The sequence below is a fragment of the Blautia sp. MSJ-19 genome, from assembly GCF_018918125.1.
Taxonomy (GTDB): Bacteria; Bacillota; Clostridia; order Lachnospirales; family Lachnospiraceae; genus Blautia_A.
This window is the reverse complement of sequence record NZ_JAHLQA010000007.1, coordinates 162,611-177,974: the sequence shown is the minus strand read 5'-3', so window position 1 is coordinate 177,974 and position 15,364 is coordinate 162,611. Positions and strand designations below refer to the sequence as shown.

At 43.7% G+C, this 15,364-nt stretch carries 12 protein-coding genes; all 12 read right to left on the bottom strand.

The annotated features are described in order from the left end of the window. Positions 1-458: 458 nt before the first annotated feature. The 12 genes from KQI91_RS03920 to KQI91_RS03865 all read right to left on the bottom strand — a co-directional run bounded on the left by KQI91_RS03920 (position 459) and on the right by KQI91_RS03865 (position 15,360). Entirely contained in the window at positions 459-1,517 is a 1,059-nt protein-coding gene (locus KQI91_RS03920) for a substrate-binding domain-containing protein (protein ID WP_216391568.1), read from the bottom strand. A gap of 40 nt (positions 1,518-1,557) precedes the next feature. Continuing rightward, positions 1,558-3,168 carry a response regulator gene (locus tag KQI91_RS03915; protein WP_216391567.1) on the bottom strand — a complete coding sequence of 537 codons (1,611 nt, stop codon included), beginning with the start codon at positions 3,166-3,168 and terminating at the stop codon, positions 1,558-1,560. A 42-nt stretch (positions 3,169-3,210) separates the two neighbouring features. Beyond that, positions 3,211-4,710 carry a histidine kinase gene (locus KQI91_RS03910; RefSeq protein WP_216391566.1) on the bottom strand — a complete coding sequence of 500 codons (1,500 nt, stop codon included), beginning with the start codon at positions 4,708-4,710 and terminating at the stop codon, positions 3,211-3,213. Next, on the bottom strand, positions 4,707-5,720 hold the full coding sequence (locus tag KQI91_RS03905) for a substrate-binding domain-containing protein (RefSeq protein WP_216391565.1): 1,014 nt from the start codon (positions 5,718-5,720) through the stop codon (positions 4,707-4,709). The genes KQI91_RS03910 and KQI91_RS03905 overlap by 4 nt, the downstream gene beginning before the upstream one ends. 181 nt (positions 5,721-5,901) lie before the next feature. Beyond that, positions 5,902-7,059, bottom strand: a complete 1,158-nt coding sequence (locus KQI91_RS03900) for an ABC transporter permease subunit (RefSeq protein WP_216391564.1) — start codon at positions 7,057-7,059, stop codon at positions 5,902-5,904. Between the two features lie 67 nt (positions 7,060-7,126). Beyond that, positions 7,127-8,668, bottom strand: a complete 1,542-nt coding sequence (locus tag KQI91_RS03895) for a sugar ABC transporter ATP-binding protein (protein WP_216391563.1) — start codon at positions 8,666-8,668, stop codon at positions 7,127-7,129. Between the two features lie 134 nt (positions 8,669-8,802). Beyond that, positions 8,803-9,930, bottom strand: coding sequence for a substrate-binding domain-containing protein (locus KQI91_RS03890; protein WP_216391562.1), 1,128 nt, complete (start codon positions 9,928-9,930; stop codon positions 8,803-8,805). A 228-nt stretch (positions 9,931-10,158) separates the two neighbouring features. Then, the gene (locus KQI91_RS03885; RefSeq protein WP_005428076.1) at positions 10,159-10,947 is read right to left on the bottom strand and encodes a shikimate kinase; all 789 of its coding nucleotides are present in this window, start codon (positions 10,945-10,947) and stop codon (positions 10,159-10,161) included. A 208-nt stretch (positions 10,948-11,155) separates the two neighbouring features. Beyond that, positions 11,156-13,471: an ABC transporter permease gene (locus KQI91_RS03880; RefSeq protein ID WP_216391561.1), complete on the bottom strand. Its 2,316-nt coding sequence runs from the start codon at positions 13,469-13,471 to the stop codon at positions 11,156-11,158. Positions 13,472-13,483: 12 nt separating this feature from the next. Continuing rightward, positions 13,484-14,182, bottom strand: coding sequence for an ABC transporter ATP-binding protein (locus KQI91_RS03875; RefSeq protein ID WP_216391560.1), 699 nt, complete (start codon positions 14,180-14,182; stop codon positions 13,484-13,486). A 133-nt stretch (positions 14,183-14,315) separates the two neighbouring features. After that, entirely contained in the window at positions 14,316-14,636 is a 321-nt protein-coding gene (locus KQI91_RS03870) for an AzlD domain-containing protein (RefSeq protein ID WP_216391559.1), read from the bottom strand. 1 nt (position 14,637) lies between these two features. After that, positions 14,638-15,360 carry an AzlC family ABC transporter permease gene (locus tag KQI91_RS03865; protein WP_216391558.1) on the bottom strand — a complete coding sequence of 241 codons (723 nt, stop codon included), beginning with the start codon at positions 15,358-15,360 and terminating at the stop codon, positions 14,638-14,640. Positions 15,361-15,364: the final 4 nt, after the last annotated feature.

Genomic DNA, 15,364 nt, shown 5'->3' with positions numbered 1-15,364 from the left:
CTCGCGCTGCTCGCTACTGGTTTTAGCCGCCTCCGTCGGTTAGCCTCTGCCAATGCCCTCTGGCGGCGATCCTCCCTCCCCCCCATGATACGTATGTCAAATATAAAAAATATCTCTTCTGATTCTCCAGAACGTCGACTTCTGAACAGTACTTGAATGCAAAGAAAAAGCGTCTCCTATCTGATTTTCAAGCCTTGATAAGATCTGTTCAAAGTACTTAGAGAATAAAATACTACTTTACTTCGAAAAATGGCACTGTCTGAGTGTCAACGAGTTTGACATTTTTCGAAGTGATTTTTGTAGGATTTTCTTCTCTTAGTACTTTCAGATCTTTGAACCGGCTTGAAAGATCAGATATGAGACGCCCTTTTATTTATTCAGTACTTCCAGATTTACGAAACTACCTGGAGACATCAGAAGGGATATTTAATTTATATACCGACTACGCTATCATGTTTTCACTTCACATTCAAATACACATCTTCTCTTGTATGGAACCCTCCATCTATGATCACTTCATCCATATTTTCTTTGGTGACTGCCACGGGTGTGATCTTGTAATACGGGATCTCATATTCTCCGTCATTGATCGTTTCTGTAACGGGATATTCACAGTCTGAACCCCCGATATCCTCCCCTTTGCCAAGCATCACTGCCAGTGTCGCCGCCGTGCTTGCTTCCTGTTCGATCGGTTTATACACGGTCATTGTCTGAGTGCCTTCCACAATCCGCTGGCATGCTGCCAGATCTGCATCCTGTGCTACCAGTGCAACCTGACCTGCAAGGCGATTTTCGGACAGGACTTTTACTGCCTGACTTGCCAGATCATCATTTCCACACATGATTCCCACAATATCATCCGTCACTTCAAGTCCTTTATTTACATGCGTTGCTGCCAGTTCTGCCAGCCAGTTATCGCAGTATCCTGAATATGCCACTTTAAGCTTGCTTCCCTTGATGGCATCTTTAAATCCCTTTTCCACTTCTTCCACATTCTTATCCGTCGGGGAACCATTGATCACAAAAATATTTCCGCCGTCCGGACATGCCTCGACCAGACTCTCTCCCATCAGCGTTCCGACCATCTCATTGTCGATGGTAATATACAGATCTGCATTTACATTCGGGATGATCCTGTCGTAGCAGACCACATAAATTCCTTTACTCTTTGCTTCCTTTACCACATCATGCAGTGCATCGCCATCGATCGGTATGATCACGATCACATCCATTTTTTTCTGGATAAAATATTCAATCTGAGAAATCTGCTCTTCCACCACCCCACCGGCAACCTGTACATTCACTTCTGCGTCAAGACTGCTCGCAGTTGATACAAACATATCACGGTCACGCAGCCATCGTTCGATCACAAACGAATCAAAACTGAGTCCGATCTGCAGTTTCTCTTCTTCTGATGCATGTGTTGTCTCTGTTTCTTCATTCGAGCTTCCGCATCCCGCCAGTAACATCAGCAACATTGCACTTATTATAAGAAAAACACCTGTTTTTTTCTTCATTTTGTCTACCCCACCTGCATATCCTATTTTCCATTCCATATTATCCATGAACAGTAACTTTTCCATATCTTGTCTTGTACTCACTTGGTGTCATATCTGTCTGTTTCTTAAAAATCCTGCTGAAATAATTCGGATCTGTATAACCGCTCTGAATGCCTGCCTCTTTAATGCTGACATCAGGCTGTACCAGAAATTCCTTAGCTTTTTCAATTCGTACTTTTGTCAGATATTCTATAAAATTTTCCCCTGTCTCTTCCTTGAAGATCTTACTGAAATAATATGGACTGATATTCACAATGCCGGAAACATCATCCAGTGAAATATCTTTATTATAATTTTCCTGAATATAGAGCATCGCTTTCTTCGCAGCTGAATTAGACTGGTCCTCTTTCTGATCGCGGATCGCACGACATGCATTCACCATCTTGTCAAGAAACCATTTACGCAGTTCTTCATATCCGCCGCACGCCATTGCCGCATCAAGATAGTCCCTGCGATAACTGAATCCATAATTGATTGCACCTGCTTCAAATGCTTTTTTCTCTCCCCAGATAATATATTCCAGTACTTTCAGACGGATATTGTTCATATCCTCTGCATAGTGAGTCAACATCCAGTCAAAAAACACATTGATCTCCGCCACACATTCTTTTTCTTTTCCTTCTTCCAGATAACGAAAGATACTTTTTTCCATGGCAACCGGAAATTCCTCATCATAGACACCATTCTGAGAAAGATCTTCAATATGTATGACGCGGCTCTTGCTTCCATTCAGCGCACGCAGTGCTTCCCGGTAAGAGCGCTCCATTTCCTGCATCTCACGTACTCTTCCGATTCCAATACGGAATTTTGCTTCGATCCGCCCCTCCAGTCTGCTGATCAGGCTTCTTGCCTGCTCCACCAGATCGATGCGGTCTTCATACGGATTTTCGGATGGTGCACATGGCACGACGATCGGAATACGATTGGACATGATCGAGCCAACAGCACAGGTAAAAGCAGATTTCACAACCTCTCTGAGTTCTGCATAAAAATCCTGTGCCTTCACGTTCATCCCGACCGGACTTACCAGTCTTCCATTCTCATAGGACTGTCCAAACTGAATGATCATGACATATCCCTGCTTTTCATCAATATCCAGAAGCTGCTGATAATAATCTGCCGCCTGCATCTCCTGCTGAAGCAGAAGACTTCCTACAAAACTGTTCTCCACAACCGGAATGACTGTCTCCAGTTTCTCCTGTATTCGCAAAAGATTACTGCGCTGATTCCTCTTGGTATCTACTTTTGCAGTCGCTTCTTCCACCGCCGCAATGATCTTTGCCTTTGAGATCGGCTTTGTCAGATACCTTTCAACTCCCAGATCGATCGCTTCTTTTGCATAATCAAACTTATCATATGCAGACACAACATAGAACAATGCCGTTGTATTGAATTTTCGTATTTCACGCATTGCCTGTATTCCATTGATACCGGGCATATGAATATCCATAAACACAATATCCGGATGAAATGTTTCCGCAATCTCCGTGACTGCCCTTCCTGTCTTGGCAGTTTCTACGATGCACGAATCTCCAAACGTACTGGATATGACATTTTTGAAAGCTTCCAGCATGATTCCTTCATCATCTGCAATTAAAATCCGATACATTTTTCTATCTCCCCTTACCTGAAATACTTATCCACTGTCCTGCTACGCAAACTCTTCTTTATCCACCGGAAGGATAATATGAACTCTGGTTCCCGTGCCCGGCCCGTCACTTTTGATCGTAAAAAGATTCTCTTCTTTATAATACAGCTGTAGCCTGTCAATTACATTTCTTACGGCGATGCCGGTAGAAAAGCGATCTTCTTCATTCTGATCCACACGGCCTGCCATAACCTTATCGATCATTTCCTGTGTCATTCCGGCTCCGTTGTCGCTCACCGTAACTTCCAGCATATCACCGTTGCGGTGAATCTCCATCCGGATCCATCCAGTTTCCATACAGTCATGGATTCCATGTTGTACTGCATTTTCTACGAGTGGCTGCAGGATCATACTCGGAATACGAATATTTTCAATGCCTTCATCCACTTCTTTTATATATGTGATATCCCCTGCAAAGCGGACATTCAAAATATAGATATAGTTGTCAACCGCCTCTATTTCTTCCCAGAGCATGGCATCTTCTTCCATCTTACGTACATTGTAACGGAAAAAATCTGCCATCTTTTCCAGAAAAATCCCCGTATTATCGGCATCCCCCATCATGGCAAGCTGTGCGCCCGCATTCAGCGAGTTAAAAAGGAAATGCGGATTGATCTGTGCCTGCAGATATTTCAGCTGTGCCTCTTTCAGATGCGTCTCCATCAGAAGCTCCCGCTCCTTCATCTGTGCCTGTCGTTCCATGCTGTCTTTCAACTGGTCAATGTTCTGCCGGATACTCTCCAGCATCTGGTTAAAACTCCGCGTTACGACACCAACTTCATCCTCCACAACAACCGGAAGCTGCGGTACATTCAAATTTCCCTTTGCCACCTCATGCGCTGTATTGGAAAGCTCTGTGAGCGGGCGGATCATGTTCCGAACAAGCAGCGTCGTAACCGCAAGCCCCAGTGCATACACGATCAGCATGACACAGATACAGAGCTTATAAAGTACGTTCATTGCCCCAAGCAACAACTGATAATTCGCAGAGTTTGTCTTGAATCGAAGATTGTTCAACTTATAAATATATGAATTGATATATTCATAAAGTTCATTCTCCGTCTCATAAGAAGTCTTGTATTTTTCTACATTTCGTCCTCGTTTTGCCTGCACGGTCTCATTTGTCTGCTCCAGATAGCTCTCAGACATCCTCCGGATGTTTTTTTCAAGCATTTTCACTTCATTATCCAGATTTCGGTCATTCAGTTCTTCGATCAGGTTCTTATAATTCTGTTCATAACGATAATAGTTTTCCAGAGCCTTTGTACTTTTTGTATTCAGATATTCATAAACCGTACTCTCCACCTGTTCCAGAGCTTCCGAAAGCTCGTTCACTGCCGTATTACTGGAAAAAACCGCATCAATCCTTGTCACCGCCGTGTGGATCTGGTTAAAGATAAAAACATTGATTCCCAGGGCAAATACAAGGACCAGGAGCATAACTCCGCTCAGTCGGGTCTGTATGGAGTTTTTTACAGAAGAAATCTCTTTTTCCTGTCTCATTCCTCAGCCTCCGTCCTGTAATCCTGTGTATTGTCTTTTGTGATGATATGCTGACCTACACTGTAATAACTGTTGCTGTGTCCCAAAGACAGGTATTCATCCAGTGCATTGATGCTGTACCGTCCAATCTCATCCATATCCAGCGCGATCGCCGATGAAATGATCCCCTTATCGATCGCATCCAGGATCATGTCCGAATAATAGAAGCCGATCACTTTGACATTACCAACCTGGTTATAATCGATCAATGCCTGATAAACACACTCTGTCACGACTTCATCCATGCATACCAGTATATCCGGCAAACTTTCATCATTCACAAACATATCCCGCACAAACTCTTCTGTGTCAAAATCAGCACTGCTGTCCACACAGTACTCTGTCAGCTCTACAGACTGCCCCGTTTTTTTCTGTGTTTCCAGTTCTTTCTTGACCTGTGAATAGACCAGGTTGGTCTCCTGAGTCTTGGAATTTGATGTAGACAGAAACATAATGCTGGTTTTTCCTTTTTCTTTGAGGAGCCCGCTGATCTGCTCAGTATAAGCACTTCCCATCTGATAACTGTTCAGTCCTACAAAACTGATTCGTCCGGTCGCCGTATCATCTGTCATGACTGTTACTACCGGAATCTTATCCTTCAGGGCTTCATTGATCAGATGTTGTTCTTCTTTACTTCCATCTGCCTCCAGGATAATCCCGTCTACCTGTGATGCAATCCCAATGCGCAGACAGTCTGCCTGAGAATATCCTGTCATCTGTTCAGGAGAAAGCAATTCCACGTAAGCATTTTCTTTTTCCGCTGCTTTGGAAGCACTTTCATAAACAGACTGCCACATACCTGTATCCTTATCATTTGCGATCATCAGGTAATGTCTCTGATAACTGGCTGCGTGTTCTCCCTCCCCGAGTTCTACCCGATCCAGGCTCTTCTGAAAATAGATCCAGATTCCCGAAAGGAAGAAAATACAGCCTGCCAATATGCAAAAAACTGTCAGTGTAAATTTCTTCATAATCTCTGTACTTTCTATATTAATTCTATCTGGTTTCATGTTTTCTGGTCATTTTTACCAGTTATCAGTGTAACATATTCTGTCACATAGTGCAAAAGAGTTAATACAAACCATAACGTTTAAAGCAAAAGGGCCATTGCGTCACACGCAATGACCCCCGTCATTCATCATATTATATTTATTATCCGTTCTTTCTGTTGGATAATACATCGAATACTACTGCGATCAGAAGTACGGCACCTTTTACTACATACTGCCAGGAATCACCGATACCCATGATAGACATACCCATGTTGATGACACCAAGAAGAAGAGCACCGATTACAACACCGCCTACAGTACCGCTGCCGCCGTATGCGGAAGCACCACCGATGAAACAGGAACCGATCGCATCCATCTCAAAGGATGTACCTGTACTACCATTTACAGAACCTACACGTGCTGCACAGAGAAGACCTGCAAGACCTGCAAGAAGTCCCATGTTTACATATGCAATAAAGTAAACTTTGTTTGTGTCAATACCGGAAAGCTGTGTAGCTTTTTCATTACCACCAATTGCATAGAAATAACGTCCAAATGCTGTTCTGGATGTAATGAAGTTGTAGATCAGGCAGATTGCAACTACCCAGATAAACATTACAGAGATACCTTTGTACTGGAACAGTTTATAGCAGTACCACAGGATAACTGCTGCAATGATGACTGCTTTGCTGTAATCAGAGAATGCTGTATTCTGGCGATATCCTCTCTTTGCTTTGTTTGCTCTGGAACGAACTACATTGAAAATCACATAAACTGCTACGACTACACCAACGATCAGTGCAGAATAGTTTGCAGTGTCATCCAGTCCAGGAATATTGATGTAGGAAGTAAATACTTTCAGGAAGTCTTTGTTCTGAATAGAAACAGTCTTGTTATCCAGGATCAGACGTCCAAATCCACGGAAGATAAACATACCTGCAAGTGTTGTAATAAATGGAGGAATACGTTTATAACCAATCCAGTAACCCTGCCATACACCAACCAGAAGACCTACAACCAGACAGATGAGGATGGTCAGATATGGATTCATGCCTTTGTTGCTGATCAGGACTGCGGCAAGACCACCAACCAGACAGATAACAGCGCCAACAGAAAGGTCGATGTTACCACCAGTCAGGATACATAATAACATACCACAGGCAAGAACGAGAACATAACCGTTCTGAAGCATTAAGTTTGACATGTTCTGCGCATACAGAAGTCTTCCGTTTGTCAGTCCACAGAACAGGATGAATACGATTACCAGTGCAATGACCATCGTATATTTTCTTAAGAACTCTTTTACATTAAAATTCATTTTTTTACCCCTTTCCCAGTAGAATCAGGTTACTGTCTACTTCTCAGTAACTTATTCAGTACCAATCTTATTTTTTATTCTGTTCCTGCATGATCGAAGCCATGATACGTTCCTGAGTTGCCTCTTCAGCACTGAGTTCACCTGCCAGTCGGCCCTCACTCATAACATAGATCCGGTCACACATGCCGAGAAGCTCCGGCATTTCAGAAGAAATCATGATAACTGATTTTCCTTCTTCTACCATCTTATTGATCAGGCAGTAGATATCATATTTTGCACCTACATCGATGCCTCGTGTAGGCTCATCCAGAATCAGGATATCCGGTTCTGTAAACATCCACTTACCAAGCAGTGCTTTCTGCTGGTTACCACCGGAAAGGTTACCGATCTTCTGCTCATTGGAAGGAGTTTTGGTTCCCATTTCCTTTGTCATCTCATCAGCCATATGGACTTCCATATCGGTATTGATGACACCTTTCTCACAGACTTTGGAAAGTCTTGCAAGAGTTGTATTAAAACGAATAGATTCTCCAAGGATCAGTCCGTTCGTCTTACGGTCTTCTGTCACATATGCAAGGCCATGACGGATTGCATCGTGTGGATTTTTGAGATTTACTTTTTCTCCCTTGATATAAAGTTCACCGGAAATATTAGAGCCATAGCTCTTACCAAATACGGACATTGCAAACTCCGTACGTCCTGCACCCTGCAGTCCCGAAAATCCGACAACCTCACCTTTATGTACTTTACAGTTGATATTATTATCTACGATTTTTTCAGGATACAGCGGATGATGAACAGTCCAGTTTTTTACCTCCAGCATAACTTCTTTGCTGACATTATGTTTTCTGGAAGGATAACGGTCATCCATGGAACGACCAACCATACCTTTGATGATGCGGTCTTCACTTAAATCATCCACGCCTTTTGTCAGCGTCTCGATCGTTGTACCATCTCGGATGATCGTACAGCGGTCTGCACAGTATATGATCTCATTCAGTTTATGTGTGATGATGATAGAGGTCAGTCCATTCTTCTTGAATTCCATCAGAAGATCCAGAAGCATCTTTGCATCTTCATCATTCAGAGAAGAAGTCGGCTCATCCAGAATCAGAAGTTTAACCTTCTTGGAAAATGCCTTTGCGATCTCTACCAGCTGCTGTTTGCCTGTTCCGATATCTTTGATCAGTGTCTGTGCAGATTCATGGAGTCCCACCTGTGCCATGTGCTTTTCTGCTTCACTGTATGTTCTGTCCCAGTCAATGCTGCCTCTTTTATTCTTAATCTCGTTTCCGAGAAACATATTCTCGCCAATAGAAAGCAACGGAATCAGTGCAAGTTCCTGATGGATGATAACGATACCTTTCGCTTCACTGTCATTCAGGTTTTTAAACTTACATTCCTCACCTTCATAGGTAACTGTACCTGTATAACTTCCATATGGATACTGACCACTTAAAACGTTCATCAGTGTGGATTTTCCCGCACCGTTTTCACCGATCAGCGCGTGAATCTCTCCTCGCTGGACTTCAAGATTTACGTTGTCCAGAGCTTTGACACCGGGGAACTCTTTTGTAATGTGATCCATTACTAAAATATTGTCTGCCAAAATGGCGCCCCCTTTCCAAAAAGCAGGCGGGGCATACACCCCGCCCTTAAAATTCAAGTTCTATGTTTTGTTGGTTACGCATTCATGCAAGCATGATTTGCAGATTCTTGATAACTATCTGGCTCTGCTTAATCTCAGCCTGCCGGATGAAGGTATCCGTCGTCGTCCTGTGTATAGTATCCTGTGTCAACCAGTTCTTCTTTCATGTTGTCCTTAGTTACAACTGTAGGAACAAGCAGGAAGGATGGGCATTTGTTTCCATCAGATGTTTCATAGGATTCTGTATCATATGCACAATCGAAATCCCAGCCAGATGCTTCGATCAGAGATTCATCAATTGTGTCACCTTTCAGCATTGCTTCTGCAAGGTCAAGTGTAACGACTGCTTCGTTTGCAACTGCTTTGTAAACGGTCATGGACTGTTTTCCGTCAACGATGTTTGCAAGGTTTGCTTCGTCACCGTCCTGTCCTGTGATCAGAACATCATTTTTGCCTGCATAGTCAGATTCGATTGCCTGTGTAACACCAAGTGCTGTAGAGTCATTGGAGCAGAGAGCTACGTCAAGCTGTGTTCCGTCTGCATAATAGGAAGCAAGGATGTTCTGCATTCTTTCGAGTGCTGTCTGTGTATCCCACTGTGCGGTTGCAACAGAGTCGAAATCGGTCTGTCCGGAAACTACGTTTAATGTGCCGGCATCCAGATACGGTTTCAGTACATCATAAGCACCGTTGAAGAAATATCCAGCGTTGTTATCTGCCGGGTCACCTGCTGTAAACTCGATGTTGTAGGTGTTGTCGCCTGCATTGTCAAGATCCAGAGTATCGATTACGTACTGGCCCTGCAGAGTACCTACTGTGTAGTTATCGAAGGAAATGTAGTAGGAAACAGCGTCGGATTTGATCAGACGGTCATAAGCGATAACCGGGATTCCTGCATCTGCAGCTTCATCCATAACTGTATTAAGAGCTTCACCATCGATAGCTGCAACTACCAGGAGGTCAACTCCGTCAGAGATCAGGTTCTGGATATCATTTACCTGACGGTCTGTTTCGTTGTCGGAATAAGTAAGCTCTACATCATATCCGGCTGCTTTGAACTGTTCTTCCAGATAAGAACCATCTCTGTTCCAACGTTCCAGAGACTGTGTTGGCATGGAGATACCGATCTTTCCGCCGCCGGCTGCGTCATCTGCAAGTACCGGAACTGCACATGATGTGATTGCCATTGCTGCTGCCATCGCTAAAACTAATTTTTTCTTCATAAGAAACCTCCCATAATTTTGATTCGTTCTCTTTAGCTATTTCGTATAGCTTTTTGATGAAATTATAATACCATATGGATATATTAAACAAAATGGACTGTTTTTGGATGCATCTTTCAATTTTTGTGATAAAAAAATACCCAGATGAGTCCCATCTGGATATTTTTGATAAATTCATTAAAAAAATAATAATTTTATGCTATTATTGCTATCCTGTGCTACTGTATGCTACTCTTCTGCATCAAGAGCACGGATTCTCTGGACAAGCTCTTCGCAGATTTCAAGTTTATCCTTTCCATCTGTCTCGATCACGATGTCTGCTGCCGCCTGATATTTCTCGCGACGTTTTTCCATAAGGTCTGCAATAAAATCAACATTTTTGTTGCCTTCAAGAAGCGGTCTGTCATGATTGTCCTTGACACGGCTGAGGATCGTCTCCGGCTTCGCAGTCAGAAGGACAACACGTCCGTTCTTTTTCATCTCAACAACATTGCGCTCTCTCATCGGTACACCACCACCACAGGAGATAACAACATTTGTCTTGGACTGCATTTCAATAAGAAGTTCTGTTTCCAGATTACGGAAGTACTCTTCACCATATGTCTCAAAGATATCAGAAATGGACATTCCCTCTCTCTCTGCAATGATCTGATCCATCTCAACAACTTCCATGGCAAATACGGTTCTGAGAAAATCAGAGATCGTAGATTTGCCTGCACCCATAAATCCGATCAGCACGATATTGTAATCAAACAGTTTACGTGCCTGGATTCTCTTACTGTTTCTGGTGATCTCCTCAAATACAGCAGTTACTTCATCTTTATGACGTCTGCCTTCCATTCTCCGGTTCAGCCACTCTCTCTGTTTCGCTTCCTGCTCCGGCTGAAGGATCGGGATATCATTTGCTTCTTTATATGCCATGATATCCTCTACAATTCTATTTCTCATAAGCAGTGCATCCAGCACAATCTCATCACACTGTCCAAGGCTCTCTCTGAGTACTTCCAACTGATTCATCTGTATCGTTCCCTCTCTTATAAACAAATTTATCACTGTGAACACTTTATATTCCCTTTGTTCGCAGCATCACTATTTGCTCATTATAACAGTTATTTAGCACGTTAACAATATAAAGTGACGATTTTTCTCAAATATTTTGACTATCCTTGTAAAAATGTCAGGCCACTTTTTACAGCAGCCTGACACTCTCATTCGCTATTATTCACTATTCCGCATTCTTCAATGCTTCGCTCATCGGCACCTTCCGGATTCTCCTGTATTCCAGCAGTGCAACAATCGCATACGTCACAAATCCCGCCGCAAACATCTGCACATAGATCATCGGGTCGATCCAGAGTGTGATCCATCCGGAAATGCTCTGCAACATCACTTCCCGGAACAGTACTTTCATGACTACAGCCTCAATTGGCAGACTGATAAGCAGACACAGAATGACCACGATCGATGTGGACATGATATACAGCCTGCTGATCTCACCGTTCGTATAGCCAAGAATCTTCGTCATCGAGATCGACTGGGCATTTTTTTCAATGATGATCTTGGACAGAAGATAGATCAGAATCATATAGATTGCGATTGCAAAGACATTGACCAGTCCCATCATGCTTCCCATCGATACATTGAGCTGTCTGGTAACCTTGGTCAGTGCATCCAGATCGATCACGGAACCGATGTTATTGCTGTCGATATCTGTAATCTCTGTATTGCTGAAATAGCCGCTGAAATAATCATCTCCCAGATCAAACATCTGATTCAGGTCATCCTGTGGCATAAAAATGCAGAGACCTCCATTATAATCATAGATTCCACCAATCTTAAAAGTATACTCATCATCTTCATATTTTTCTTTCAAAGTGATGGAATCTCCCACTTTCAGCAGGAATTTGTCTGCATATGCCTGTGAAATATAGACACCTTCCGAAAAATCCGCCTCAATATACTTGCTGTCATCATGGATACCATAGATCGTTACTTCTTCGCTCTTATATTTGTCCGGAAGTGTATTCAGAGAATACGCACTGAACTCCTCAGCATCTTCGTTGTCTGTCTCCGTATCATGGGAAAACAGCAGCATATCCAGCATGCCTTCCAGTTTATTGCTGCCGCCCATCACGCTTACCGGAACAGAAAGCATATACTGATATTTTGCCAGCATATTGTTCTGGATCTCCATCTGGTAATGATCCAGTGCAGACGGAAGCAGAAGTCCGAACATCAGAAGCAGGTTCGCAAAAACAATTCCTACAAAGAGCACCAGATAGTTACTGATGTTCTGGAAGATCACACGCAGACGGAATCTGTGGAAGATCTTAAGCTTCGGGCTTAAATAGAGGGCCCTTTTCTGCTTTCTTGTAGACAGATCCCTTCTGAGGAATTTAAGCGGAGAAAGCCTGAGCTTATAGTGCAATATCGCATAATTGACTACGAACATGATCACGACCGGAACCACCGTTGTCAGAAGAAATGCTTCTGCATTCCAGATCGTCACATACGTCGGAAGGCTGTAGCTTCCGTAATACATATCGGCACATACACCTTTAAATACCGTATATCCCAGAATATTTCCAACCAGCGCCCCGATCAGCGTTACAATGACCGGCAATGTCATATAATGGCGGACCAGTTCGCCTCTGGTATAGCCCGATGCACGAAGTGTTCCGATCACACCGGCTTCTTTGGCAATCGTATTACTTGTCGTAATGCCAAATACAAAGGCCATGATCACAATAATAATATAGAGAAGCATCGTGATCATAGCTTTGTCACTTCCCATATCATCACCGGTAAAGATGATCGCCTGGTTCTGATACTGTGGAACAAAGCTCTCCAGTGTGACCACTTTTCCCATTGCTTTCATCAGATCTTCTGAGACCTCTTTTTCCTCAAGTTCCGTCTGCGGCTTCTCATCATAGATCCATGCATAATTGTACTGGAGTTTCTCCTGATCCAGAGCAGCAAATTCTTCTTCCGTCACCAGACCGACTCCGAATTTTACTGCATCAAACATGGTGTCGCTGTTGTTCTGAAACAGGCAGCTGTAATCAGACAGTGCAACCAGACCTGTGATCGTCCAGGATTTTATTCCATCATCCAATGTATCACCAATCTTCAGATCATTATTGTCCGCATACATACGGTCGATGGCGATCTCTCCTGTTTTTTCTGCCAGTCTGCCATCCATCAGGCAGACTTTGTTAACATCTGTACGGTTCTTGAAGAAACGCATCGTACTGCCATTTGACAGAGAATCTTCTATATAATAGTTCTCATAGACTTTGACGCCTTCTTCCTCGATTGCTTCCTTCTGACCGCGGTACAGCCGCTCTCCGGTACGGAAGTTTCCGTCTTCAATGTTATACTTTGTAAATCCCTCATTATACGCCTGGATCATACTTCCATCGGCAACCAGGAAACCAGATACCATTCCAATCGTTGCAACCATCAGAATAAAGACAACGAGGTATTTTCCGAATTCTCCTTTGAGTTCACGGGGAATTCTTTTTCTAAGAGGACTTTTCATGATACCGCCTCCTTACCAGTCAAGATCCATAGCAGGAATCTTATGTTCATTCTGATAATTTTTGCGGATCATACCGTCACGCAGCTTGACTACACGGTCTGCCATGTCCTTGATCGCATCGTTGTGTGTTACCATGATGACAGTATTGCCGTATTTCTGGTTGACGGTCTCAATCAGCTTCAGGATTTCTTTAGACGTATTGTAATCCAGAGCACCTGTCGGCTCATCGCAGAGCAGGATATCCGGATTCTTTACGATTGCACGTCCGATTGCCGTCCTTTGCTGCTGGCCACCGGAAAGCTGATTCGGAAGTTTTCTCTGGTGCTCATAAAGGCCAAGAGTGTGCAGAAGCTCATCCACATCCAGCGCCCGGTCGCTTAAGTATGCCCCGACTTCAATATTTTCACGGACTGTCAGGTTCGGGATCAGATTATACATCTGAAAGATATATCCCAGATGTTTCCTGCGATACTGAGAAAGCTTCTTCTCCTTCATATCTGCCAGCTTTTCACCTTCGATGGAAATACTTCCTCCATCTGCACTTTCGATTCCCCCGATAATATTTAACAGAGTGGATTTACCGGAACCGGACGGTCCCAGCAGTACACAGAATTCTCCTTTCTCAATGTCGAGATCCAGCCCTTTGAGAACGTCTACCTTGCTGTCCCCTGAGCCAAATGATTTTTTGATGTCCCTTATTTCCAAAAACATAGGTTTCTCCTTTTCATACATTCCCGACTCGCATCGGTTAGTCGTATCTATACTTATGTTAGTTCAGACTATCTGGTTTGTCAAGAAAATTTGCCGGAGCTAACTGTTTTCGAAAAAAAAGGACTCCTGACTTCTACATCAGGAATCCCATAATACGTTCTACAATAAATACCGCCGCGCACGCAAACAGTGCAACCGTAAGAAGACTTTTTTCACGATATGCCACGATCAGCGCGACAATAAGTCCCACTGCCCCGGAGATGATGCCTCCTGCGGTCGCTGTCAGGATTGCCGGAAATGTCATCGCAGCGAGACAGGCATACGGTACATAATACAGAAAGGATTTTACAAAAGGACTGGTGATCTCTTTCTTAAAAAGAACCAGCGGAAGCATACGGATCAGATAGGTCACACCTGCCATCACCAGAATATAAAGATATGCGTTTGGTCTCATATCAGTTTGCCGCCTCCTTTTCCTCTGTTTCTTCTTTGATCGGACAAAAATGTGCCGCCAGTCCCGCCACAAGCAGGGTCGTAATGATGATCACAAAACCGGTCGATACTTTATTAAGTCCCGGAACAACTGCAAACAGTGTGCTCACTGCCATAGCTCCGATCACAACACCAAGTACGGCACGATTTTTCTTTGCCGGAGGAATGATCACTGCAAGGAACATTCCATAAATTGCCACGCTCAGGGCACTTACCAGAAAGTCCGGAAGCAGACTGCCGGAAACGGCTCCTGCCAGCGTTCCCAGCGACCAGCCTGGAATCGCAATACACATCACGCCATAATTGTACCACGGGCTGATGCGTCCCTCCTGGCTTGCGCTGACACCAAAGATCTCATCCGTCACACCAAAAGCCACTGCCAGGCGATGTCCATTCGAAACACCTTTCTCTAGCTTCTGCGACAGAGAAAAAGACATCAGACAATATCTTAAGTTGATAACAAGCTGCGTCAGTGCCATCTCCCACAGAGAACCGCCTGCTGCCATAATGCCAATACCGGCAAACTGACCCGCGGAAGTAAGGTTCGTAAGTGAGATCAGAACTGCCTGCCACGCTGTCAGGCCTGACTGGATCGCCATGATACCAAACGTAAAGGATACTGCAAAATATCCCAGACCAATCGGAATTCCATCCTGAAGACCTTTCCGAAAACTCGTTTTATTCATGATC